Raw genomic sequence first — 21,237 nt, forward strand, 5'->3', positions numbered from 1 at the left:
GTGTAATCCCTGAAGTTTAACGGTGAAATGCCGAAGGGCGATAATTTTCTTGGAAGCAACACGAAATGATCTATAAAACCTTTGGTCAAATGAGACCTTCTTCAGGAGACCAACTCTTATCTTCAGACGGCAATCGCACCTTGTGTCTTTCCTAAATGACTGTTACCATCACATTACAGAGATTATCTTTGATTTGTCAAATCGAAAAGATACATCTGTGTAAGCAGCGAAAAGATGTTCTATAATGTTAATGAGCAGCCAGATTTCTTGCTTGATATTCTATGTGTTTGCCGCAGAATATAATTTTATGTTTTCCAATAGATATGAGATCAATTTCAGGATTACAGGAGGTTTAGGATGGCACGAGTAATGAAAACCATGGACGGTAATACCGCTGCCGCCCATGTTGCTTATGCTTTTACGGAAGTTGCGGCTATTTACCCCATTACGCCTTCGTCATCTATGGCGGAGCTTGCAGATGCTTGGGCAGCAAATGGAATGAAGAATATCTTTGGGCAGCCGGTTGACGTTATAGAAATGCAGTCTGAAGCCGGAGCGGCCGGTGCGGTTCACGGTTCGCTTGTTGCTGGAGCTCTGACGACTACTTTTACGGCGTCACAGGGATTGTTGCTAATGGTCCCGAACATGTATAAGATTGCTGGAGAACTCTTGCCCGGTGTATTCCACGTCAGTGCTAGAGCAGTTGCCGGTCACGCGCTTTCGATTTTCGGTGATCATTCTGATGTAATGGCTACGAGACAGACAGGATTTGCTTTGCTGGCTTCAGGAAGTGTTCAGGAAGTCATGGACATTGGCTCTGTGGCACATCTTTCTGCAATCAAGTCGAGAGTTCCTTTCCTTCATTTCTTTGATGGATTCAGAACTTCCAGTGAAGTTCAGAAGATTGAGGTTATGGATTATGAGGACCTTAAGCGACTTCTCGATTATGGAGCGCTAAAGGAGTTCAAAGACAGGGCTCTCAATCCAGATCACCCCAAGACGATGGGGACGGCCCAGAATCCCGATATTTTCTTCCAGGCGAAGGAATCATCAAATAGATTCTATGACGCTGTTCCTGATATTGTGGCCGATTACATGGAAGAGATTTCGAAGATCACAGGCAGAGATTACAAGCCTTTTGTCTACTATGGTGACCCCAATGCAGAAAACGTTATTATCGCTATGGGTTCTGTCACCGATACGATAGAGGAGACCATTGATTACCTGATGAAGAAGGGTGAAAAGGTAGGAGTCATCAAGGTTCATCTCTACAGACCGTTCTCTGCAAAACACTTCTATGATGTTTTCCCGAAATCAGTCAAGAGAATAGCAGTTCTCGACAGAACTAAAGAGCCGGGTTCTCTTGGAGAGCCACTATATGAAGATGTGAAGACTCTCTTCTATGGTGAAAAGAGCGCTCCCGAGGTTTATGGGGGAAGATACGGACTCGGTTCCAAGGACACAACTCCTTCTCAGATAAAGGCAGTTTACGACAATCTGAAGCTCTCGACACCGAAAAACCACTTCACGATAGGTATCGTAGACGATGTTACCAACACTTCTCTGGAGATCAAAGAGAGAATAAATACCGCTCCAGAAAGCACTATTCGCTGCAAATTCTGGGGTTTGGGTTCCGATGGGACTGTCGGAGCTAACAAAGATGCAATAAAGATAATCGGCGATCATACCGATATGTATGCCCAGGGTTACTTTGCATACGATTCGAAGAAGTCTGGAGGCGTTACGATATCGCATCTTAGATTCGGCAAGAAGCCAATCAAATCCACCTACCTTATAGATGAGGCAGATTATGTTGCTTGCCACAAACAGTCCTATGTGTATCAATATGAATTGCTTGAAGGACTCAAAAAGGGCGGCATTTTCGTTCTTAACACTAGCTGGGATTTCGAGGAGCTTGACAAGCATCTTCCTGCCGGTATGAAGAAATACCTTGTCGAAAACGAGATCAAATTCTACAGCATCGATGCCACTAAGATTGCAATGGAGATTGGGCTTGGCACGAGGATAAATACGATAATGCAGTCGGCATTCTTTAAACTGGCAAATGTCGTACCTATAGAAGACGCAGTTAAGTATCTAAAGGACGCGATCGTGAAGTCTTACGGCACGAAAGGTGAGAAGGTAGTACAGATGAACTACAAGGCAGTAGATAGCGGTATTGAGGCATTGAAGAAGATAGAGATTCCAGAATCCTGGAAGAGTGCGAAAGAAGAAGTTAAAGAAGAAGAATCTGGAAGACCTGAGTTCGTGAGAAACATCGCAGATGTCATGAACAGGCAACAGGGAGACAAATTGCCCGTATCTGCCTTTGTTGGTAGAGAAAACGGAGAGTTCCCAAATGGGACGTCCGCATATGAGAAGCGAGGCATTGCGGTCATGATTCCGGAATGGCAGATCGACAACTGTATTCAGTGTAATCAATGCTCCTATGTCTGCCCACATGCAGCGATCAGGCCGTTCTTGATAAACGAAGAAGAGGAAAATAGGGCTCCTGCAACCTTCGAAGCTAAGAAAGCAATGGGTGGAAAGACTTTCGAGGGGCTGAAGTACAGGATTCAGGTTTCGCCGCTAGACTGCACGGGTTGCGGTAACTGTGCAGATATCTGTCCGTCTCCAAATAAGGCTCTAGTCATGAAACCTCTTGATACGCAGACAGAGAAAGAAGTACCAAACTGGGAATTTGCTACAGCAGTTTCTGAGAAGAAGGATGTCATGAATGTTGAGACACTCAAAGGGAGCCAGTTCTCCAAGCCTCTCCTCGAGTTCTCAGGGGCTTGTGCAGGCTGTGGTGAAACACCTTATGCCAAGCTTGTTACACAGCTATTTGGAGATAGAATGCTTATAGCCAACGCGACCGGTTGTTCCTCAATCTGGGGAGCCTCGGCTCCTGCAACTCCTTACTGCAAGAATAGCAACGGCAAAGGGCCGGCGTGGGCGAATTCTCTGTTCGAAGACAATGCCGAATATGGATTTGGGATGGCGATGGCGGTCAAGCACGGCAGAAGTAAGCTTGCCGGTATAATGGAAGAGCTTCTGAAGCAGGATATTCCCGAGGACATGAAGACGCCTTTCAAGGCTTGGCTTGAAGGAATGTACGATGCAAAAGCCTCAAAGGCAGCTACTCTTGGCATTCTCAATGTGATATCAAAGGGATCAAGAAACGAGAGAGTCAACGCTCTTTTGAAGCAAATTGAGGAAAGAAAGGATCTATTAATTAAGAAATCCGTGTGGGTATTCGGTGGAGACGGCTGGGGCTACGATATCGGTTACGGCGGTCTTGATCATGTACTTGCTTCAGGGGAAGATGTCAATGTTCTTCTATTTGATACCGAAGTATACTCAAACACCGGTGGTCAATCTTCCAAGTCTACGCCTAGAGCTGCTGTAGCGAAGTTTGCAGCTTCTGGAAAGAGAACGAAGAAGAAGGATCTAGGCAGGATGGCAATGACGTATGGATATGTTTATGTGGCCCAGGTCGCAATGGGAGCAGACAAGAATCAGGTGATCAAAGCGATCACTGAGGCTGAGAAATATCCTGGACCGTCTCTAATCATTGCATATTCACCATGTATAAACCACGGAATAAAGATCGGAATGGGAAAAACTCAAGAGCAGGAAAAGAGAGCTGTTGCTTCAGGCTACTGGCATCTTTACAGATACAATCCTCTTCTGAAGGAACAGGGTAAGAGTCCCTTCATTCTTGACTCGAAGGAACCAAAAGAGTCGTTTGTCGACTTCTTGATGGGTGAAGTGAGATACAGCGCTCTTAAATCGACGTTCCCCGATATTGCCGATGAATTGTTCGAGAAGGCTGAGAAAGACGCTAAAGAAAGGTATGAAACATACAAGAGACTTGCCTCTGATTGATTCAATGTGAATTCTGCGGGTGGTTCACCGCCGCCCGCTTTTTGTCAGAATCGGATGGTTTTCTGTTTTTGCGATTCTCCAAAGGAGGTTTTAGATGAACGCTATCGATTATGCCCTTAAGTTGGAAAAGGACGGCAAGGCTTATTACGCAAAACAGGCAGAATGCGCTAAAGACGAGCAGTTGAAGAAGCTATTCGAGATGCTTGCGGAAGATGAGCAGAGGCACTATGAGATAATAAGGGGTTTTGAGGACAGAAACTACAGGTATAAGGGAACATACACTTTCAAGACTACCAGGAATATGTTCTCGGAGATGCTTAAGGATGAGAAGTGTTTCGAAATCGATGCAACGAATCTTGATGCATACGAGCATGCGGTAGAGATGGAAAAGGAAAGCATCAAACTCTATCTTGATCAGGCAAGACTAACAAACGAGTTATCTGAGAAGGAGATACTTCTTAAACTGGCAGCCGAGGAAAACAAGCATCAGATAATTCTTGAGAATCTAATGGACTTTATCAGAAAGGGCCTTGACTGGACCGAATCGCCAGAGTTCAGCCATCTTGAAGAATGGGATCAGTTCACTGATCTAGACAAGTATTGATCCGGATTGTCGCTACAAGGAAAGACCGGGACTCTGTCCCGGTCTTTGTAACTCAGGGGTAATCCATGTCGCCTTCGTTTGCCTTACATTTTAAAGGGGTTGTGCCTGTGGTTTCTCTGGTCTCTGGTAATGAGACTTCACCCTTGAGAAAAAGGTTCAGTCGGAGAGAAGTTTTTCTGCAATTTCAAGATCCTCAGGAGTGTTAACCCCCAAGAATTCCTCTTGATTCTCGGTTACAAAGCCGCATACAGACTTATGTTCAATCAACGATAGAGACACAATATCGGAAATGTAAATTTCTCCGGTATCCTTATTTGGTATCAGATTGTCGATATATTCTTCGACCACATCTTTTCTCAGAATTATTGGTCCAATGTAGAACTCCCAGGGAGGCGGGAAGTCAGGAATCTTTTTTTCCTTGAAGGAGATTACCTTACCGTATTCGTCACGCTCAACAAGAGCATATGGAAATTTGGTTTCGGTTACTCCGGAAAGAAATGTTATATCACAGCAATTACTCTTATGGAGTTCAGCAAGGGCCTTAAGGGAATCTTCCGTGATCAGAATGAGATCAGAATACATCACCAGAATCTCAGAACCTTCCGGGACCAAGTGAAGTGCTCTTTTCAGCGCATCTGCAGTTCCCTTAGGCGAATCTTGATATGCAAGTATGGTATTGCTATCGAGCACATTCCGAAAATCGCTTTCGAAGTCCGGATTTATTACTACTATTGAATTGACGCTATCGCATACTGAAAAAACCTTTCTTAGGATGTGAACGATCATCGGCTTGCCTTTCACTTTGACCAGGGGCTTAGGGACTTCCGACTTCAGTCTTCTCCCCTTTCCGGCTGCGAGGATTACGGGAATCAGCACATCTATCACTCCTTCCAACCAATAATAGCATTTTGGAAGTGAAGAGAGCATTACGTTACTCTTGGAAAGTGGCCCTAAAGGAAGAATCACATTCCGACTTCGGTAACTCATGAAAACGCAGATATGATCTAGCGTTTTAGCCTGATGGAAGAGATCATACGAGAAGTCGAAACAATGTCGATTGGTGTAGAAATGTTGTTCTCTTGTGTTTACTTATCGGAGGGAAAGGTTATAATCGTAACTTAAGGGAGGGTTGAAAATTGGAATATTTGGATCTGTGTTTGAGGCTATTCTGTGCTCTTGTTGCAGGAGCGATGATAGGAGTGACAAGAGAGAGAATATACAAGCCGGCAGGACTCAGGACACACTCTCTCATCTGTGTTGGTGCTGCTTTCATTACGGTGCTTTCTACAACAGTATTTGTAACCGCAGAACACGGTGACCCTGGCCGAGTTGCGGCTCAAATTGTCTCTGGAATAGGATTTTTGGGAGCGGGAACGATCCTGAAAAAGGGTTTTTCGGTCAAGGGTCTTACAACGGCAGCAACGCTTTGGGTAACTGCAGCGGTTGGCATGGGATTCGGAAGCGGTGAATATCTATTGTCCACCGTAGTGACCGTATTCGCAATAATGATCGTGCTTTTTCTGAAGAGGATAGAGCTTTTCACCGGCGGAAGAAATCTGCCGAGAATCCTAATAGTTGCGAGTAATACTGAGGAAATGTCCAGAAGAATCTCAGAATGGTTCAAGGACAATGGATTGACAGTAGAATCTATGGAAGTTGAAGACGATGAAGAAAACCTCACATTGCTAATTGAGATAAGCAAAAGCGATGCTATAAAAATCAAGAATCTTATGGTTGGTTTGTCGAGATTAAGGGGCATCAGAAGTGTGGAGCTTCGATAACTCTATTTTCTCGGACAAATGTGGTCTATCCAGAGTTCCTGACCTCCTATCGAAAAAGATGTGATCATTCCCTGAAGATTCAGTACTCCCTTGGGGCCGCTTACGCTTGTCAGAGTTACATTCACTCCGCCTATTACTTTTCCATCGATGTCAGAGAAGTCCTGTACGTTTTCGAGAACCCCGTTTATTTCCACATTTATGTTTCCACCGTACTCTCCATAGTAGAGAATAAGGCCGGTTGGATTGACAGGGAACTTGAAGGAGATCGTGACGTTGTTCATATTCATATCCTTTTTGATATCCTTTCCCGAGTGTCCCGCCATACCTGCATTTGTAACGGTCATTACTCCGTTTGGAGTGGGAGTTCCATTGAACCAGAAGAAGGGTTTTTTCATAACCATCCGTGTTGTCAGTTCAGAAAAGACGTCATCATTATGATATTATGCTCGAACAGTGAATTCCCCAAAGTCAACACATTTCAAAACCACGTAACATCCAGAGAACACAAGAAGTGTCGTCAATACAAGTGCTAGCGTGACAACACGTTTCTGAATCGCCCCCCGTAGAATTTGGCAGAAACTGAAGTGAGAATTAGAGAAAGAATGATTGAGACCAGATAATTATACGTCTCTCTCCCAGATCAAAGAAAGCCAAGACCTGTGTTGGTTCTAATCACTTTGAATGGTCGAGGGACCCGTCAAGAAAGATACCTCAATTTGCGTGCAAGTCTTGAGAAAAGATAAAGAGAATTGTTAGAGTTTTGGGTTCTCCTTTCAGAAAGCATCTAGCTGCCGCTGATGTTAATATGAAGAGGTTCAAGACGGTCTCTACTAAAGAGAAGGAAGATCAAGAGAAAGCAATGTGGAGACTCTTGGAGTCGGAATTGGAAATAAGAGACTCGTCAATAGGTTCTGCGTTGAGTAATTGAATGCGAACGGGACAAACAGACAAAGCTATGAAGATTGGAAGACGTTACTAAAGAACAGCAAAATGATTTGGTCCTCATTCTGGTATCGGAGAATCGTCGTTCGCTGGTACCGGTGCTATTAGGGGAGGTTTTTTGGCGAAATCCTGGTTCCTGCATGAGCGTGGGGGAATCCTTAGAAACGCCTTCGATTCAGAGATTCTGAAGATCATCTTTCTGGAAAAGCTGTGATAGGCTGGAGTTTGACTTGTACTTCATTCACTTCCGACAAGAGTTTCCTCTTCCGAGCGAACAGTTAAAGAAGTTAGCTTCATTTCCTCTTCAGGTGCGGAGTTCACTGCAATAGCAAAGATGTTTCTTGATTCTACGGGTGACGCCTCACTAGGCCAAATGGCAGGAGCTACGCTCTTCTCCGGTGATACTGATGGGGCAAATCAGGCCTCAACACTTATGTTTACTATGAGTAACATCAACTTCGAGAGAATTAGGGAGGACGTCAGTCGTAGAAGAAGCAACTTCTTCAAATGGGTGACACCAGATTCGAAGCCTCTTTCAGTTGCGGGCTACTTTGAAGAGATCGAAAAGGCTAGAAAGAGTGGACTTAACAATCTTCACGACTACTTTTTCTTCATTGAACTTCCCGGGGAAGACAGAGTATCCGTCAACACAACTCACTCGTTCGGTAAAGGTCCTGTCAATCCTTTCGAATTGAGCAAATCGGTCTTCGAATGTTCTGAGCAGATCGACCAACTTGTAGCCTTTTCTAGGAAGTACGTTCGGGGATTTGAAAAGTCAAGAATTGAGAAGATTGCAGGCGATATTGGAATTCGAGAGAGCAGAAGAGTGAGGGGACTTTATATCTTCACTGGAGAAGACTTTAGATTGCATAGGAAGTTCTATGACAGTGTCGCCAAAGCAACATATGGAATAGATGTCCATTCCCCTGAAACTCAGAAGATTACTCCGGAAGTCAAAGGCAGAGTACCTTCATATTCTGACTATTATGAGATACCTTTAGGAACACTCATCAGCAGCGACTTAGACAATCTAAATATGGCAGGCAGATGTTTCTCAAGTGATTTTGAAGGGCAAAGCGCCGGTAGAATAATGCTGACGTCAGCAGGCATGGGACAGGTTATTGGTGTAGCCTCTGCGATTTCTTTGGAAAGCGGCATACCCATAAGAGAAACCTCGAGAGACGAGATTATCGGAGAACTTGACAGGATAACCGAGAAAAACCCGCTATACTCTCTGGCGGCCCTTCTGAAGATAAGCAAATGAGGTCAGGTACGCCTGTTTTGGTTCAGGGAGGCTCATTTTAAGCGATTGGCAGATGTGGTACTGGAATAGATAGTGGCAAGAATTGAGTCATTGTTGCGCCGGATACAGGTATGCAGTCAGTTTTTGAAGGGAATCGACAGCGCTGGATTTTCGAAGATGGGACGGCGATATTGATAGAAAGAGCTTCTCCCCGTGAACTTAAAACCCTGGCTAAAGGAGGAGTGAGTAGAGATTCGTGCGCCAGTAATCTACTTTGTAGCGGCGCTTATTAGATTCTGACTGAGCTGGAACAATTCTGGAAGTTGCGTACGGCCAACAATATATGAACAATGAAACGGTGTTTCATAGGTGGTTTTTACTTAGAGGTGTCGAAATGAAAAGAGCATTGGTTCTGGGAGGTGGAGGAGCAAAAGGTGCAGCTCCGTTGGGGTTATTCGTGCGCTTGAAGAGAAGGGTTTCATTCCCGACCTCATAGTTGGAGTAAGGATTGATGCTCTAGTCGGGGCGGGATATGCAATATTGGCTGATTCAAATAGCCTCTGGAAAATTACGTTGAGGACCTGCAGAAAGGCGGCCAGATGGTTCTCATTAACGAAATCAGTGGCAAGAACGCACTTGCCGATCTTAAGTGCGATCGTGTGTTCATATGTGAACACTTTTAGAGAAGTTCTTCCCTCCAGGAGATACGTCAGACTTCTTAGGAAGCGCTTGGGGGTACAGGTTCACCGATACAAAGATCCCCTTTATTTGTACATCTACAATCATGGATTCCGCTGAACTTTGCATCCACAATCATGGAAGTATATATGAAGCTCTTAGAGTATCAATGGCTATTCCAGGATTATTCAAACCTGAAAAGAAAGGAGACCTAACACTTGCCGATGGCGGTATCCCGAACAATCTTCCTGTAAGCGTCGCAAGAGAGGCGAATAGTACTTTCTTAGTTGCCGTAGATCTTTCTTCATCGAATAGGGTTACTTCAATACTTCGAATTCAATATTGGGAGTGATGGATGAATACAGAGCCGATTTGATTTTGCAGAGAGAAATAGCTGCTGCAGATGTTTTGATCTCTCCCGTTATGACCAGGAGTATAGATTTGATGGATTTCTCATCCTTTATTGATATCATGAATGAATCGTATGAAGAAACGCTCGGATGTGACTTGAACGGAGTGACGCTTTGAAGATACATGTCGGGGGATACGGTTTTCAAGGTCTTGCTGCTTTGGAGCACATAAGTGATCTCGCCGGCAAGGGTAACATAATACTGAATGGACTGACAGGATATTATACGGTGACTGCAGAAGCGCTGGGAGAGGGGGAGGCGATTAGCCGGTTAAATGAGTTTGTGAAGAGTCTCTTCGGCACTCTGAAAGTAATGGATGGTTCGACAATCTCTTCACCGGTAGGGCTGCGGGATAAGTTAAAGAAGATTCGTCACTGCCGGATCTGGTCCAGACAGAATTACGTCTTCGAAAGCGATGTTAGGGATTTCTTTCTGAAAGGGGTATCAGGAAGTACAGATGCCAGTTCTGAGGTTTTTGATCTCGAAGAACGCTCGCTCAAGCTTGTTTCAGGGGCGGCAGGGGAAGTTGCGGCTTCGTGCATCTCTATCCTCGGTCTCTTTCCGACTTTTATGGGTAGATACGTCACCACTACATTTTTTAGTCAGATTCCCGTATCATTTCTATCGGACGGAGACATAGTCCTTCTTAACCTCAGAGATCCATCCTTCGGCAAGCTTAATACAGCTTCGAACTAACTGTTTCAGGCTATGGAAATTCGCTCGACAAATTACGCAAGGGAGAGGCTTTCGCTTTTTGAATGCCGTTTAGTAAGAGTTATGAAGAGGATTTGTTCAGACAACGTGTTTGATTTTCTGGAGAGACTGAGGAATTGTTCTGGCTTAACAAATGTTAGTATTGAAATGTTATCAACTGTTGTAATTAAAAGGTGAACGGGGGGTAGCTAAGTGTTCAAGACAATGATGATAATCGGCACTCTTCTGGCCATGGGATTCTCCCTCGTCAGTGGCACGAAAAAGGGAGTAGATGAGGTTATGACGATAGAGCATGACGGCAGAACGAGACAAACCATAATTCATCTACCTCCGGAAATCAAAGATGAGAAGTTGCCGGTAGTTCTTGTCTTTCATGGCCTCTTTGGCAATGGCAATTACACAAAGAACACTTACGGAATAACGGAAGTTGCTGATAAAGAGGGTTTCATGTCAGTCTATCCTGAGGGAACAGGCCCTTTGAACAGCGTTTTCTTGAGCTGGAACTCAGGTTTCTGTTGTGGATATGCTATGGAGAACAATGTTGATGATGTTTCGTACATTTACGAGCTTATTGTCGAAATAATTAACAGTTATCCCGTTGACGAGACCAGAGTCTATCTTGTCGGTCTTTCTAATGGGGGTATGCTCGCCTATCGGCTTGTATCATGCTATCCTGAGCTATTTGCAGCATGCGCAATTGTCTCTTCTTCTCCGGCAGGTGGAACCGATGAAAATTCCATAGTTATGATACATCCTCCGGATAGAGGAGTTCCGCTGATAGTGTTCCATGGGATGAAAGACCCAATAATACCCTTTGAGGGAGGTTTTTCGAGCAGCTCCGAAGCCAACGGAATGTATTTTCCCCCGGTAGAAGAATCTGTGGAATTCTGGGCAACCAAGATGGGAGCAAGTACCGTACAGGAGACACAGCATGAAAATGGACTGGTCATACTGAAAGAATACACCGGGAAAGACGAGAGGAGTCTTGTCCATTTCTATATGATAACTGACGGTGATCACACCTGGCCGGGGAGAGAAAAAGGACTAGATGCTCTCAACAGCTCGTCTGAGGCCACAATAAAAGCCAGCGAAATGATCTGGGAGTTTTTCAGAGACAAATCCTTAAGGTAATATCTTGTTCACCTTAAATAGGTACCATCTCACAAGGCCCGCACCAGGTTCTTTGAATCTGCCCCATTCAAATCCCTTCTCGAGAAGAAAAGAGTGAATACGATCGTCTGAATCTCTATTACTCGGAAACAGAACGATTTCGCCCTCCGGTTTTGTTACCCTATACATTTCACTGAATTCCTTCTCCATGAAGTCACCAAAGACATGACCGGAAATAACAACATCTGCGAAATCTCTCTCAAAGGGAATATCCTCTGTTAAGCCATCCACAACATAGAAGTCACTTAATCCTTTCGCTCTTGCCCTTGTCTTCAGGTACTCCCTCAGAGTTCTCATTGGCTCAACGGCATAAACGACTGATGCGCCCTCGCTCGCCGCAAAGAATGACAGTCTGCCGCTACCCGCACCCAAATCGACGACTCTCTTGCCTCTAAAGCTAACTAAGTCAGTCAATAATCTGTTATCCCACTTCGTGAATTCGAGAGAGTCGTACACCGACGGATCAACGGCGTACACTATCCAGTCATTCACATTCTTCAGCAACTCCAATTCTGCTTTTCTGATCTCTTCTCGAGAAAGGTCTTCCGAGACGTTTTCTACCATTCTTTTGAATGTCTCAGCCCTCTCAGGCAGAATCATCTTGAAATACCATAGAATTTCTGGATTGGCCTTCAGAACCACTGCAAGCGATCTTTGATCTGAATGGTTTCTTTCAAGATGAGAAATATTGTGCTTTTCCAACAACAGAAGAGTCTTGATGTCAATGTCTGTCACATCTATCCAGTCAAGAGACAAGAAAACCACTCCAATGGATGAATTCTATTATGCATTCTATCATGATAAAATCAGGATTATCTTTAGTCTTTTCGGCGGGAGTTATTATGAAGCTAAACCAAAACATATTTGAGAGAAGGCTCGGTTTTTTTTTCATGGTTTTGTGGATTCTAATTCTTATCTTCTACTTAACTTGGGATGGGTGGCTTTACGAGTGGCGAGATTGCGGTTACAGTGGACCAAACCAGCATTTCGATCTCGATCTTCTTGATATGAAATACGAGCACACTTCTGACGGCGGGATTACTTATTTTTCGACGAACAACTTACATAATCTGATCTATCTATGTTATCTAGTATTCTTGATTGGTTGGTTGGCTCTGTTGTTTGGGTGGGAGTGGGCAAAACAGGGGGCAATGGCGACAATGGGAATCTCTCTTGTTGCGGCACTCTCAACTCTCGATCTTTCTGACCATGTATACATGCTCCAGATAGTTTATGACGTTGTGCATCTTTCGGGAATAGTTATAGGCGCCTATCTCTTTTCGAAATACTATCTGAAGACCTCAAAGAGTTTGCCGATTGTGTTTGGAACGTGGGCGGTCTATCTTATCAGCCATTTGATGTTCACACCATGGCCTTTCTGGGAGAAAGTTGGTCAAGCCTATTTCAGTGTTAACCAGATAAACGATTTACCGTTCTTCTTATTTGGAGTCGAGTACACTCTTGTTTTGGCTATAATTCTCTCAGTCAATTTCTTAGTAGAAAAACTGAATTCCAGAACCTCGAATAGAGTCTTGAGAGTACTAATCCCTATTGGGCTGTATTTCGTTTTATGCCTGGTTATGTATTCTATGGGACTGATAATTGTTCAGGATATGAATATGGGAACCTGCATTAAAGGATGATTATGTAATCTTCATCTGCCCCAGTTCGCTTGTTTTTCGTAGTACCTGTACCGCGACAAGTTTTCCTTTCGGGTCATAATATCTTATGGCATCCCTTATGCCCTTCAACTCGCCTGGTTTCAACATGATGTATTCGTAACCTTCCCAGACCCTCCAGCTCTTCATCAAAACCCTCCAGAAAGAGATTTTTGGTTTCCATGGTAGCACGCATGAGATGAGTCTGCAGAATTTCCATAAACATAACAATGCGGGTAATTAACTGGATCGAAAGCTAATGAAAGCAGAGAATTAAACAAGAATGCATTTGCCGATTGGCTTATCACACATCAATTAACTATGAAGTGATAATCGAACGTAGTTGCGCTACATTGGAGATCATCTTGACAGATCATGGTTTGTCAGAGATTGAAGAGATGGTAGAATAAGTTTGTAAACGATAAGGATTACGTACTTATTTTATTGTTTGTTTCTATATTCTTCGGCAGCCTTCAAGAGTATCGTTTTGGGTCTATTATTTGCCAGAATGGGTAGTCTGTATATTAGTTCAATAGTTTTAAAAGGAGGGTGTTTTTTGTGAGAAAGATTATCCTGGGATTTCTAGTAATGCTGATTTTAGTTTTGCCGTGCTCTGCCCTTTTCTCAGTGGAGACTGAGATGCCGGTCGTTCAGCCACCTATGGTTGTAACCACTATGGGGCAGAGTCCGGGTGCTTTGATGTTCAGACTGGTGTGTACAAGAAGCCAGATCGCCTGTGTTCAGGAGGATCTCTTGACTGCCGAACAGCTTTCCGAGATGGCGGCAGGAGAAAATGCTCCAAAGACATTGGTTATAACCACAGGAACGAGCCTCAAAGGAATGGGAGCCGCCGGTATTGATATGAATTTCGAGGTTAAAAGGGTTGAAGCTCTTATTTCTAAGGCTAAAGAACTCGGAATGACAATTATTGGTGCACACATTGAGGGGATGGCGCGCCGTGTAGATTCTACTGACGAAAGGTCGATAAATACAGTCATTCCAAAATCCGATTTGATTCTTGTCATCGCTGACAGCGATTCAGATGGTTTCTTCACGAACTACTCTGAAAAGAATGGAATACCTCTGATCAAGGTGAAGGAATCGTTGGACATCGGTCCCGCTCTAAAAGAGCTGTTTGAGTCGGAGTGAAACAATGAATCATTTTGCAATCGACCTCATGGTCGGTTCTGAAGGGGGAGTGTCCTGGTGTACTTCCACGCTGGTCTAATACTTGCCGTAATTGCCGTCTCTTTCGGGATTGCAAAGGCACTTAAACTTAGTGTTGAACTCTCGATGTTAGTTGCTGCAATCGCAGCGGCCATTGTACATTCTGGTGGAGCTATTCCCGTTCGTCATCTGGTTGAAGGCTCTTTCACTTATCTTGATGTCTGTTTGATCTTTATCACTGCTACTTTCTTCATGAATCTGATAAAGGAGTCCGGGGGAGTCGCCTTTCTGGTAAGGCGTATAGTTACTGCCTTCCACAAGAGCAGAGCGCTCTGCCTTTTCTTCCTGACTCTTCTCCTGTTAATTCCCGGTGCTTTGACTGGTTCTGGTGCTACCACAGTGCTCACGGTCGGTACGCTGGTTGGGACAGTTCTCACCTACATGGGAATATCTGAGAAACGAGTAGCAGCGATAATTTTCGTTTGTGCTGCAATGAGTGCCGCCGCACCTCCTGTTAACCTCTGGGCGATGATGGCAGCCGCAGGTTCTAACATGCCTTATGTAGGCTTCTTCATTCCGCTCCTTGTCCTGTCGCTTGCGGGGTCTCTGTTTGCGATGTTCTTCTTGGGAGGAAAGGGCAAGCCTGTAGAGTTAGGAGAAGCTTTGAAGGAGCTGCCTGAACCGCCTGCGAAGATGAACTGGATAAGGGTAGGAATTCCCTTCGTGGTCCTAATATTCTTGATCATGGCGGGACGGATATGGCCCCACTCAATTCCTACGCTGGGGTTGCCTTTCATGTTCGTTGTAGCATCTGTATTTGCGATTCTCCTCAGTCCCAAGAAGTTGGAGATTCTAAAAATAGCGACAAACACTATAAACACTTTGATCCCTCTTGTAGGAATCATGATAGTTGTGGGTATTTTGATACAGATAATGGCTTTGAGTGGCGCAAGAGGGTTGATCTCTCTGGCCGTAGTGACACTGCCTATGTGGGTTCTGTTTGCTGCACTCTGGCTAATATTGCCTGTTTCTGAAGGGTTGCTCCAATACGCGGTTGCACCGCTTCTCGGAGTTCCCCTTATACTTTTGTTCAACATGAAAGGTATGGACGCAATAATCGCTCTTTCTGCAATGGCAGTAATGTGGCCAGTGGGAGATATTCTTCCCCCTACTGCAGTTGTTGGAAGGGCAACGGTTATGGAGCTCAAGTTCAAGGGTCACTACTATAAGGATTTCTTGAAGACTTCGCTTGTTCCAATGGGGTTTATTCTGCTGATCACTACACTGTTCTTGATCTTCAGTAATGAACTTTCCTTCTTGGTTGGCGGGTGATGTCATGGCCGAAAGGAAGTGTTGTTAATGGCTGTTCTTTATACAATAATCAGTGTCTGTTACTACTTGATAATCGCTTTTGTAGTTTTCGTTATAGCTAGAAACCTGATCAAGACCAAGAATTTTCAGGAGGCAATCCTCTTTTCTGTCATGTTAATGCCATTCATCCTGCGAATCCTGAGAATCAAGTAGGGGGTGCTGGTATGACTGACAGAAACCTGATGATTGTCAAAATAGTTTCAACTGCATTGGTCGGGATTGCCCTTATTATTGCGGGGATCGAGTTCTACAACCACAGAAACTTCCGGGAGCCAGTTGTAATTGGACCGGGGGTAACCAATGTGAAGACTCTTGGTGACTATTTTGCGCCCTTGAAAGGCACCATAAACGACACCAATATCTACATAATCGATAGTGGTGTACCCGGTGGAACGGCACTTGTGATTGGTAGATCTCATCCAGAGGAACCAGCGACGAATCTAGCCGCAAAGATATTAGTCGAGAACGCCATGCCAAGCAAGGGAAGGCTGATCGTAGCCATAACTGCAAACCAGAGTGGATCACGAGTTACCAGACCGGGGGACGCATATCCCATGTATTACACGATCGAAACACCCTGGGGAGAGAGCAAATACCGAATGGGAGACAGATGGACAAGCCCTCTCGATTCGTGGCCGGATCCCGAGACGTACGTCCACTATCCAAGTGGTCAGCTTCTTGCCTACATGGACATTCGTAACTTCAACAGAACATGGCCAGGCAGGGAGAACGGAATGATCACAGAACAGACTAACTACGCTTTCATGAATCTTATAAGGGAAGAAGGAGTTGACGTTTTCATCGACTTACATGAGGCCGAGCTTGAGTACCCTGTCATAAGCACAATAGTTGCTCATCAGAAGGCCGCAGACATAGCGGGGCTGGCTTCCATGATTCTCACTTCTTCGGAATTCAGGATCGGGATGGAGTTCTCTCCTCCTAGCCTTCACGGACTCTCTCATAGAGAAGTGGGGGATCATTCGGACGCGATATCTCTTCTGTTCGAGACTCCCGAGCCTTTCCTGGACAGGGTTAGGGGAATCACGGATGAGGCGCTTCTGTTAACAGGTAAGGATGAATTTGTTATGACAGCCGGAAAGTACGGTCTGCTTTACGAGAAGATAGACGAGAAAGGTTGGCCAATCGATGTGAGAGTCGGCAGACACTGCTCCACGACTCTCATGGTTCTCGAGCTATGGAGCGATTTCAATCCAGGAAAGGAGGTACTTGTCGGAGGAGTTCCGAGATACGACGAGGTAGTTAGTAACGGTACCGGCTTCTATTTCCAGGATCCATCTAAAGCAAGTGCAAGTAAGATTTACTATGAATGACCGGTAAAGCATCATTATTGTTGAGTTTTTTTCCTCAAAAGGGAGGGGTTTTTAGGTGAGAAAGATACTAGTAACGATTGTTCTTGTACTGTCAGTTTTCTACGCAAGTCTGATTGCCTGCACAGATATACTTGCTGGTAAGATGGCTACAATTGATGGTTCTGTTATCTGTTCGCAGACAGTTGACGGGACATATGATTCTAGGATTCTGATACAGCCTGCAGCAGACCATGAACCGGGAAGCATGACACCTGTTTGGGAATGGATAGTTTACGCGGATAGAAGGCCACTCGAGAAACTGGGCGAAATTCCGCAGGTGGAGCATACTTACCAGTACTTCCTGACATCGTATCCTTTTGGCAACGAAAAGGGACTTCTTATGGGCGAGACAACCTTGGGAGGAGCAAGAGCAACTGCGAATAGTCCCGAAGCAATAATGACTGTTGAGCAGCTTCAGGCATTTGCACTACAACGTTGTACTACTGCAAGGGAAGCTATATTGCTTATGGGGCAACTTGCCGAAGAGTATGGTTACCGCGAATCCTGCAATCTTGGGGAATGCATCACAATAGCCGATGGCAAGGAGGCATGGGTATTTGAAGTTTACGGGGTAGGCCCTCTTTGGAAGCCAGGAGATGGTCCAGGAGCCGTATGGGCTGCCCAGCGTGTCCCCGATGAACATATTTCGGCTGTTGTCAACTACAGTATGATTGGAGAAATAGATCCTGAGACAAAAAGACCGCCGGCCGTTCCAGAGGAAGACTTCTATATCTCCGATAATTATCTCGACACAGCCATCGAACTCGGTCTTTATGATCCCGCTAGTGGTGAACCGTTTGTCTGGAAGTATGTTTACGGAAACATCAAAGGTAAGTGGAGTTCCAGGCTCTGGAGGATTTTCAGCACTTTGAATCCTTCCGGTAACTGGTCCTATGACAAGACTGATGACTATCCTTTCTCTGTGAAGCCTGATGAACTGGTTTCGGTATATGACATAATTGAGCTCTACAGAGATGTTATGACTGGTACACCTGGTGACATGGAAGCTAATGAAGCCTGGTTATATGAATACGGAGACGAGATAAGGAAGAGTGGGCTGGCATCGCCACAGCCAGGAAGTGAATTCAGAAATCTTCTTGGAATTCCGAGCGTAAGGAACATCGGTGTTCAGAGTACAAGCTGCTTCTTCATAAACCAAACGAGAGACTGGTTGCCACCTGAGATTGGTGCGGTCTCGTGGTTTGGTCTTGGAAATTCCCACAAAGCAGTTGTTGTTCCTCTATTCTGTGCGACGACCAGCGTTCCTGAATCTTGGACCACAATAAACAGAGGGGACAGCAAGATCAACAGAGATGATGCTTTCTGGGCATTCTATACTGTCGACAGGTTATCCGGAGTCAGGTATCAGGACATGATGCCGAGAGTAGATGCTGTCAGAAAACCTCTTCAGGAAAGGATTTTCGAAGTCCAGCCAGCAATTGAGGCTACAGCACTTGAGCTTTACAAGACCGATAGGGATCTGGCAGTTGAATTCCTAACTAGCTACGTTTCCAGCTTGATGATCGAGGTAGAGGAAGCATATTGGGATCTAGCAGACTCTTTGATTCTTAGGCTTCCTTGATTTAAGTTAGTTCTGGAATATTTTCCGGGTCGGTCATAGACCGACCCCCATTTTGTGAAAGGGGAGTGAAAGAATTGCGACGTGTACTTATTGTTTTGTTAGTGCTTTTTGTTGGATTTGGCGTAACCGCAATGGCATGCACCTCTATCCTGGTAGGAAAGGATGCATCGGTTGACGGTTCAACGATGACCACACACACCTGTGATGGCAGCTACGATGCCAGAATTCAGATTATTCCCGGTGGAGTACATGAAGAGGGCGAGACCGTAAGCATTTACAAGGGTCTCTGTCAGGCGGGTATTCCCGGAAGGACTGTATCTTACGTGGGAGAAATACCTCAGGCACCGGTAACGTACACCTACTTCCACATAGGATATCCATTCATGAACGAAAACCAGGTAATAATGGGAGAAACAACCTGGAGTGGTGAGAGAGCGCTTAGAAACTCTCAGGGATGGATGACAATCGAGCAGTTGCAGGTTCTCGGTCTTCAGAGAGCCACTACGGCGAGGGAAGCTATACAGGTAATGGGAGAACTAGCCGAGAAGTACGGATATGGCGATGGCGGCGAAGGACTAACAATTATCGACGGAGAAGAGGCATGGCTCTTTGAGATCTGTGGTCCTGGACCCTTCTGGTCTCCTGGGAGCGAAGAACCCGGAGCGGTATGGGTTGCACAGAGAATTCCGGACGATCATGTTCTCGTTCACGCCAACAGATCGAGGATTGGAGAAATCGATCTTGAGAACACCGACTACTTCATGGCCTCTCCAAATGTCTACTCAACCGCTATCGATCTAGGACTGTGGGACGGAGAAGGGACTTTCCTCTTCTATGCAGCCTATGGGCCGAAGAATGCATTCTATAACACAAGACGAGAGTGGAGAGTACTGGATCTTCTAGCCCCATCACTTGAGCTTGATCCCTGGGCAGAGAGATACCCTCTGTCAGTCAAACCAGACAAGAAGGTTTCTGTTCACGATCTTATGATGATCAAGCGCGATCATTATGAAGGAACAGAATTCGATCTCACGGTTGGTCTTGCCGCGGGTCCTTTTGGCAATCCTAACAGATATGCGACCTCTTCCAGTCAAAGGCCAGAAGGTGTCAACTACGACGGTTGGGAAAGAGCAATCTCCATGTTCAGGTGTTCTTATGTAATCGTTGGACAGGCAAGAAACTGGATGCCTGCTGAAATCGGTGGACTGGTATGGTTTGGCGAAGATGCGCCTCATTCAACTGTATACATTCCCTTCTACGCTGGCGCTACCAGTGTTCCCGAGTCATTCAGTCAGGGAGCAAGGAATTTCTTCGACAGAAGTTCTGCATGGTGGGCATTCAACCACGTCTCTAACCTAGCCGATCTGAGATACAATGTCGCAATAGAGATTATCAAAGAGGAATACACGAAGTTTGAAACTGAGTTCCTCACGAATCAGCCACTGATCGAAAAGGTTGCGCTCGAACTTTACAAGAGCAGTCCAGAAGCAGCGATTGATTTCATCACGAACTACAGCAACGGTCTTGCTAATAGAGTTGTGGATAGATGGTGGAAACTCGCTGATGAACTGATCTACACATTGAACGACGGTTATGTGAATGGTTCTACTGCAGGGTACCCAACCTGGTGGCTCGAAGCTGTTGGTTATGGAGATACAACCAGAAGATAGTACTATTGTTCTATCGAAGGGCGGAGTAATCTTCGCCCTTCTTTTCTTGAAGCGTTCTTGATATCGTATGACTATAGACTCATTTGAAGTCGATTTCTCGATTCTTAAGCCGCGACTGTGGTTCCATGTGGGACATGTCAATAAGTTGATGCAAGTGTTTAATGAGCCAGGAAGTCTTTTTGAAAGGGAATCTCACTCATGGAGTCAGAAACTAGAGCTTTTTCCTCCTATTTAAAACTTGTGTATCGATTGGAGCAAGCGGGCAAAATGGCATAAGGCTTTGCTATAATGATTATAAGAAAGTTTTACAACCTAACTTAATGAGTTTTCCGTTCTTGGACTGATTATTATTTATTTTGGGGATGGCACTGTTGAAAATTGCTACGGTTATGCTGATTCTTTTCGCTGGTTCAATTCTTTGCTCTCTGACAGTCGAACCTTTGCCCGTTATTGAAGATCCTCTGTTAATGACAGTTTGGGGCGAGAGCATAGAACTTCAGAATATAACCTATTTTTGTGACAGTCTTCAGATTGCTCGTGACTATTCGCGGTTTGCGACAGTCGAAGATCTCGCTTCTGGTGCTGGATACAGGATTGGGAGAGAGCTACCCGACGAATTTTTCCATCCATTCTACGTTACCGGAACTCCATATCGTACTCTTGTTGTCATTGTTGGAGGCGCTGAACGGGGATCAGCAGAAGATATCATTAGAATTGAGATGCTTGCCTCTTCAGTGAAGAGCTCTGGAGGAAAGGTTCTAGCAATAGACATCGATGTTGAAGGGATTGGAAACGATCCCGTAAAGGAAGAGTTCGTCCGAACAATCGTTCCGTTTCTAGATGTCCTTATAGTAGCCGAGAGCCCCACTGATCAATACTTGCCATATCTGAAAAGTGATACCCCTATATTGGTGGAGCTGCCAGTTGTTGTAGATCTCGTTTCAATCTTTGAAAGGGATTTCGGCGGCGGCAGGTGCTGTGACTAACAG

General features: G+C 45.0%; 19 protein-coding genes and 1 pseudogene. 16 read left to right on the forward strand and 4 right to left on the reverse strand.

Annotation, left to right across the window (positions count from 1 at the left end; translation table 11 throughout):
• Window positions 1–357 precede the first annotated feature (357 nt).
• Entirely contained in the window at window positions 358–3,888 is a 3,531-nt protein-coding gene (nifJ, locus tag Q502_RS09785) for a pyruvate:ferredoxin (flavodoxin) oxidoreductase (protein WP_099829766.1), read from the forward strand.
• Window positions 3,889–3,982: 94 nt separating this feature from the next.
• Window positions 3,983–4,492, forward strand: coding sequence for a ferritin family protein (locus tag Q502_RS09790; protein WP_099829767.1), 510 nt, complete (start codon window positions 3,983–3,985; stop codon window positions 4,490–4,492).
• A 156-nt stretch (window positions 4,493–4,648) separates the two neighbouring features.
• Here Q502_RS09790 and Q502_RS09795 read toward each other — a convergent pair whose 3' ends face one another.
• The gene (locus Q502_RS09795; protein ID WP_099829843.1) at window positions 4,649–5,368 is read right to left on the reverse strand and encodes a sugar phosphate nucleotidyltransferase; all 720 of its coding nucleotides are present in this window, start codon (window positions 5,366–5,368) and stop codon (window positions 4,649–4,651) included.
• Window positions 5,369–5,628: 260 nt separating this feature from the next.
• Here Q502_RS09795 and Q502_RS09800 point away from each other — a divergent pair, with 260 nt between their 5' ends.
• Entirely contained in the window at window positions 5,629–6,273 is a 645-nt protein-coding gene (locus Q502_RS09800; protein WP_099829768.1) for an MgtC/SapB family protein, read from the forward strand.
• A gap of 2 nt (window positions 6,274–6,275) precedes the next feature.
• Here Q502_RS09800 and Q502_RS09805 read toward each other — a convergent pair whose 3' ends face one another.
• Entirely contained in the window at window positions 6,276–6,668 is a 393-nt protein-coding gene (locus Q502_RS09805; protein ID WP_243392302.1) for a hypothetical protein, read from the reverse strand.
• Window positions 6,669–7,456: 788 nt separating this feature from the next.
• Between Q502_RS09805 and Q502_RS09810 the strand changes: the two are divergent.
• The 5 genes and pseudogenes from Q502_RS09810 to Q502_RS09825 form a co-directional block, all read left to right on the forward strand.
• Window positions 7,457–8,479: pseudogene (locus tag Q502_RS09810) on the forward strand (FAD-dependent oxidoreductase); the annotation flags it as partial.
• Between the two features lie 826 nt (window positions 8,480–9,305).
• Window positions 9,306–9,488, forward strand: a complete 183-nt coding sequence (locus Q502_RS14760) for a hypothetical protein (protein ID WP_243392303.1) — start codon at window positions 9,306–9,308, stop codon at window positions 9,486–9,488.
• Window positions 9,488–9,664, forward strand: a complete 177-nt coding sequence (locus Q502_RS14765; protein WP_243392304.1) for a hypothetical protein — start codon at window positions 9,488–9,490, stop codon at window positions 9,662–9,664. Before Q502_RS14760 ends, Q502_RS14765 begins: the two co-directional genes overlap by 1 nt.
• On the forward strand, window positions 9,661–10,242 hold the full coding sequence (locus Q502_RS09820; RefSeq protein WP_180977897.1) for a hypothetical protein: 582 nt from the start codon (window positions 9,661–9,663) through the stop codon (window positions 10,240–10,242). Before Q502_RS14765 ends, Q502_RS09820 begins: the two co-directional genes overlap by 4 nt.
• Before the next feature lie 210 nt (window positions 10,243–10,452).
• Complete coding sequence (locus Q502_RS09825) at window positions 10,453–11,391, forward strand: PHB depolymerase family esterase (RefSeq protein WP_099829771.1); 939 nt, start codon at window positions 10,453–10,455, stop codon at window positions 11,389–11,391.
• Here the strand turns inward: Q502_RS09825 and Q502_RS09830 are convergent.
• Window positions 11,383–12,186, reverse strand: coding sequence for a methyltransferase domain-containing protein (locus tag Q502_RS09830; protein ID WP_108702525.1), 804 nt, complete (start codon window positions 12,184–12,186; stop codon window positions 11,383–11,385). The genes Q502_RS09825 and Q502_RS09830 overlap by 9 nt on opposite strands.
• Window positions 12,187–12,215: 29 nt before the next feature.
• Here Q502_RS09830 and Q502_RS09835 point away from each other — a divergent pair, with 29 nt between their 5' ends.
• Entirely contained in the window at window positions 12,216–13,073 is an 858-nt protein-coding gene (locus Q502_RS09835; RefSeq protein ID WP_258553712.1) for a hypothetical protein, read from the forward strand.
• Here the strand turns inward: Q502_RS09835 and Q502_RS14315 are convergent, their stop codons facing one another.
• Window positions 13,074–13,238, reverse strand: a complete 165-nt coding sequence (locus Q502_RS14315; RefSeq protein ID WP_165775358.1) for a hypothetical protein — start codon at window positions 13,236–13,238, stop codon at window positions 13,074–13,076.
• 408 nt (window positions 13,239–13,646) lie between these two features.
• Here Q502_RS14315 and Q502_RS09840 point away from each other — a divergent pair, with 408 nt between their 5' ends.
• The 7 genes from Q502_RS09840 to Q502_RS14325 all read left to right on the forward strand — a co-directional run bounded on the left by Q502_RS09840 (window position 13,647) and on the right by Q502_RS14325 (window position 21,234).
• Window positions 13,647–14,237 carry a DUF6305 family protein gene (locus tag Q502_RS09840; RefSeq protein ID WP_099829773.1) on the forward strand — a complete coding sequence of 197 codons (591 nt, stop codon included), beginning with the start codon at window positions 13,647–13,649 and terminating at the stop codon, window positions 14,235–14,237.
• A 57-nt stretch (window positions 14,238–14,294) separates the two neighbouring features.
• Entirely contained in the window at window positions 14,295–15,587 is a 1,293-nt protein-coding gene (locus Q502_RS09845) for a C4-dicarboxylate ABC transporter (RefSeq protein ID WP_099829774.1), read from the forward strand.
• A 27-nt stretch (window positions 15,588–15,614) separates the two neighbouring features.
• Window positions 15,615–15,779, forward strand: a complete 165-nt coding sequence (locus Q502_RS14320) for a hypothetical protein (RefSeq protein WP_165775359.1) — start codon at window positions 15,615–15,617, stop codon at window positions 15,777–15,779.
• Window positions 15,780–15,790: 11 nt separating this feature from the next.
• Complete coding sequence (locus tag Q502_RS09850; RefSeq protein ID WP_099829775.1) at window positions 15,791–16,957, forward strand: succinylglutamate desuccinylase; 1,167 nt, start codon at window positions 15,791–15,793, stop codon at window positions 16,955–16,957.
• Window positions 16,958–17,012: 55 nt separating this feature from the next.
• On the forward strand, window positions 17,013–18,578 hold the full coding sequence (locus Q502_RS09855; protein WP_099829776.1) for a dipeptidase: 1,566 nt from the start codon (window positions 17,013–17,015) through the stop codon (window positions 18,576–18,578).
• Between the two features lie 74 nt (window positions 18,579–18,652).
• Window positions 18,653–20,248 carry a dipeptidase gene (locus Q502_RS09860; RefSeq protein WP_099829777.1) on the forward strand — a complete coding sequence of 532 codons (1,596 nt, stop codon included), beginning with the start codon at window positions 18,653–18,655 and terminating at the stop codon, window positions 20,246–20,248.
• Between the two features lie 362 nt (window positions 20,249–20,610).
• Window positions 20,611–21,234: a DUF6305 family protein gene (locus Q502_RS14325; protein WP_243392306.1), complete on the forward strand. Its 624-nt coding sequence runs from the start codon at window positions 20,611–20,613 to the stop codon at window positions 21,232–21,234.
• Window positions 21,235–21,237: the final 3 nt, after the last annotated feature.

It is taken from the genome of Mesotoga sp. Brook.08.YT.4.2.5.2. (assembly GCF_003351125.1).
Lineage (GTDB): Bacteria > Thermotogota > Thermotogae > Petrotogales > Kosmotogaceae > Mesotoga.

Coding starts and splice junctions, on each gene's coding strand:
- Q502_RS14325 (WP_243392306.1), top strand. CDS start 20,611: ATGGCACTGTTGAAAATTGCTACGGTTATGCTGATTCTTTTCGCTGGT.
- Q502_RS09790 (WP_099829767.1), top strand. CDS start 3,983: ATGAACGCTATCGATTATGCCCTTAAGTTGGAAAAGGACGGCAAGGCT.
- Q502_RS14760 (WP_243392303.1), top strand. CDS start 9,306: ATGGCTATTCCAGGATTATTCAAACCTGAAAAGAAAGGAGACCTAACA.
- Q502_RS09835 (WP_258553712.1), top strand. CDS start 12,216: ATGCATTCTATCATGATAAAATCAGGATTATCTTTAGTCTTTTCGGCG.
- Q502_RS09805 (WP_243392302.1), bottom strand. CDS start 6,668: ATGAAAAAACCCTTCTTCTGGTTCAATGGAACTCCCACTCCAAACGGA.
- Q502_RS14315 (WP_165775358.1), bottom strand. CDS start 13,238: ATGAAGAGCTGGAGGGTCTGGGAAGGTTACGAATACATCATGTTGAAA.
- Q502_RS09850 (WP_099829775.1), top strand. CDS start 15,791: ATGACTGACAGAAACCTGATGATTGTCAAAATAGTTTCAACTGCATTG.
- Q502_RS14765 (WP_243392304.1), top strand. CDS start 9,488: ATGGATGAATACAGAGCCGATTTGATTTTGCAGAGAGAAATAGCTGCT.
- Q502_RS14320 (WP_165775359.1), top strand. CDS start 15,615: ATGGCTGTTCTTTATACAATAATCAGTGTCTGTTACTACTTGATAATC.
- nifJ (WP_099829766.1), top strand. CDS start 358: ATGGCACGAGTAATGAAAACCATGGACGGTAATACCGCTGCCGCCCAT.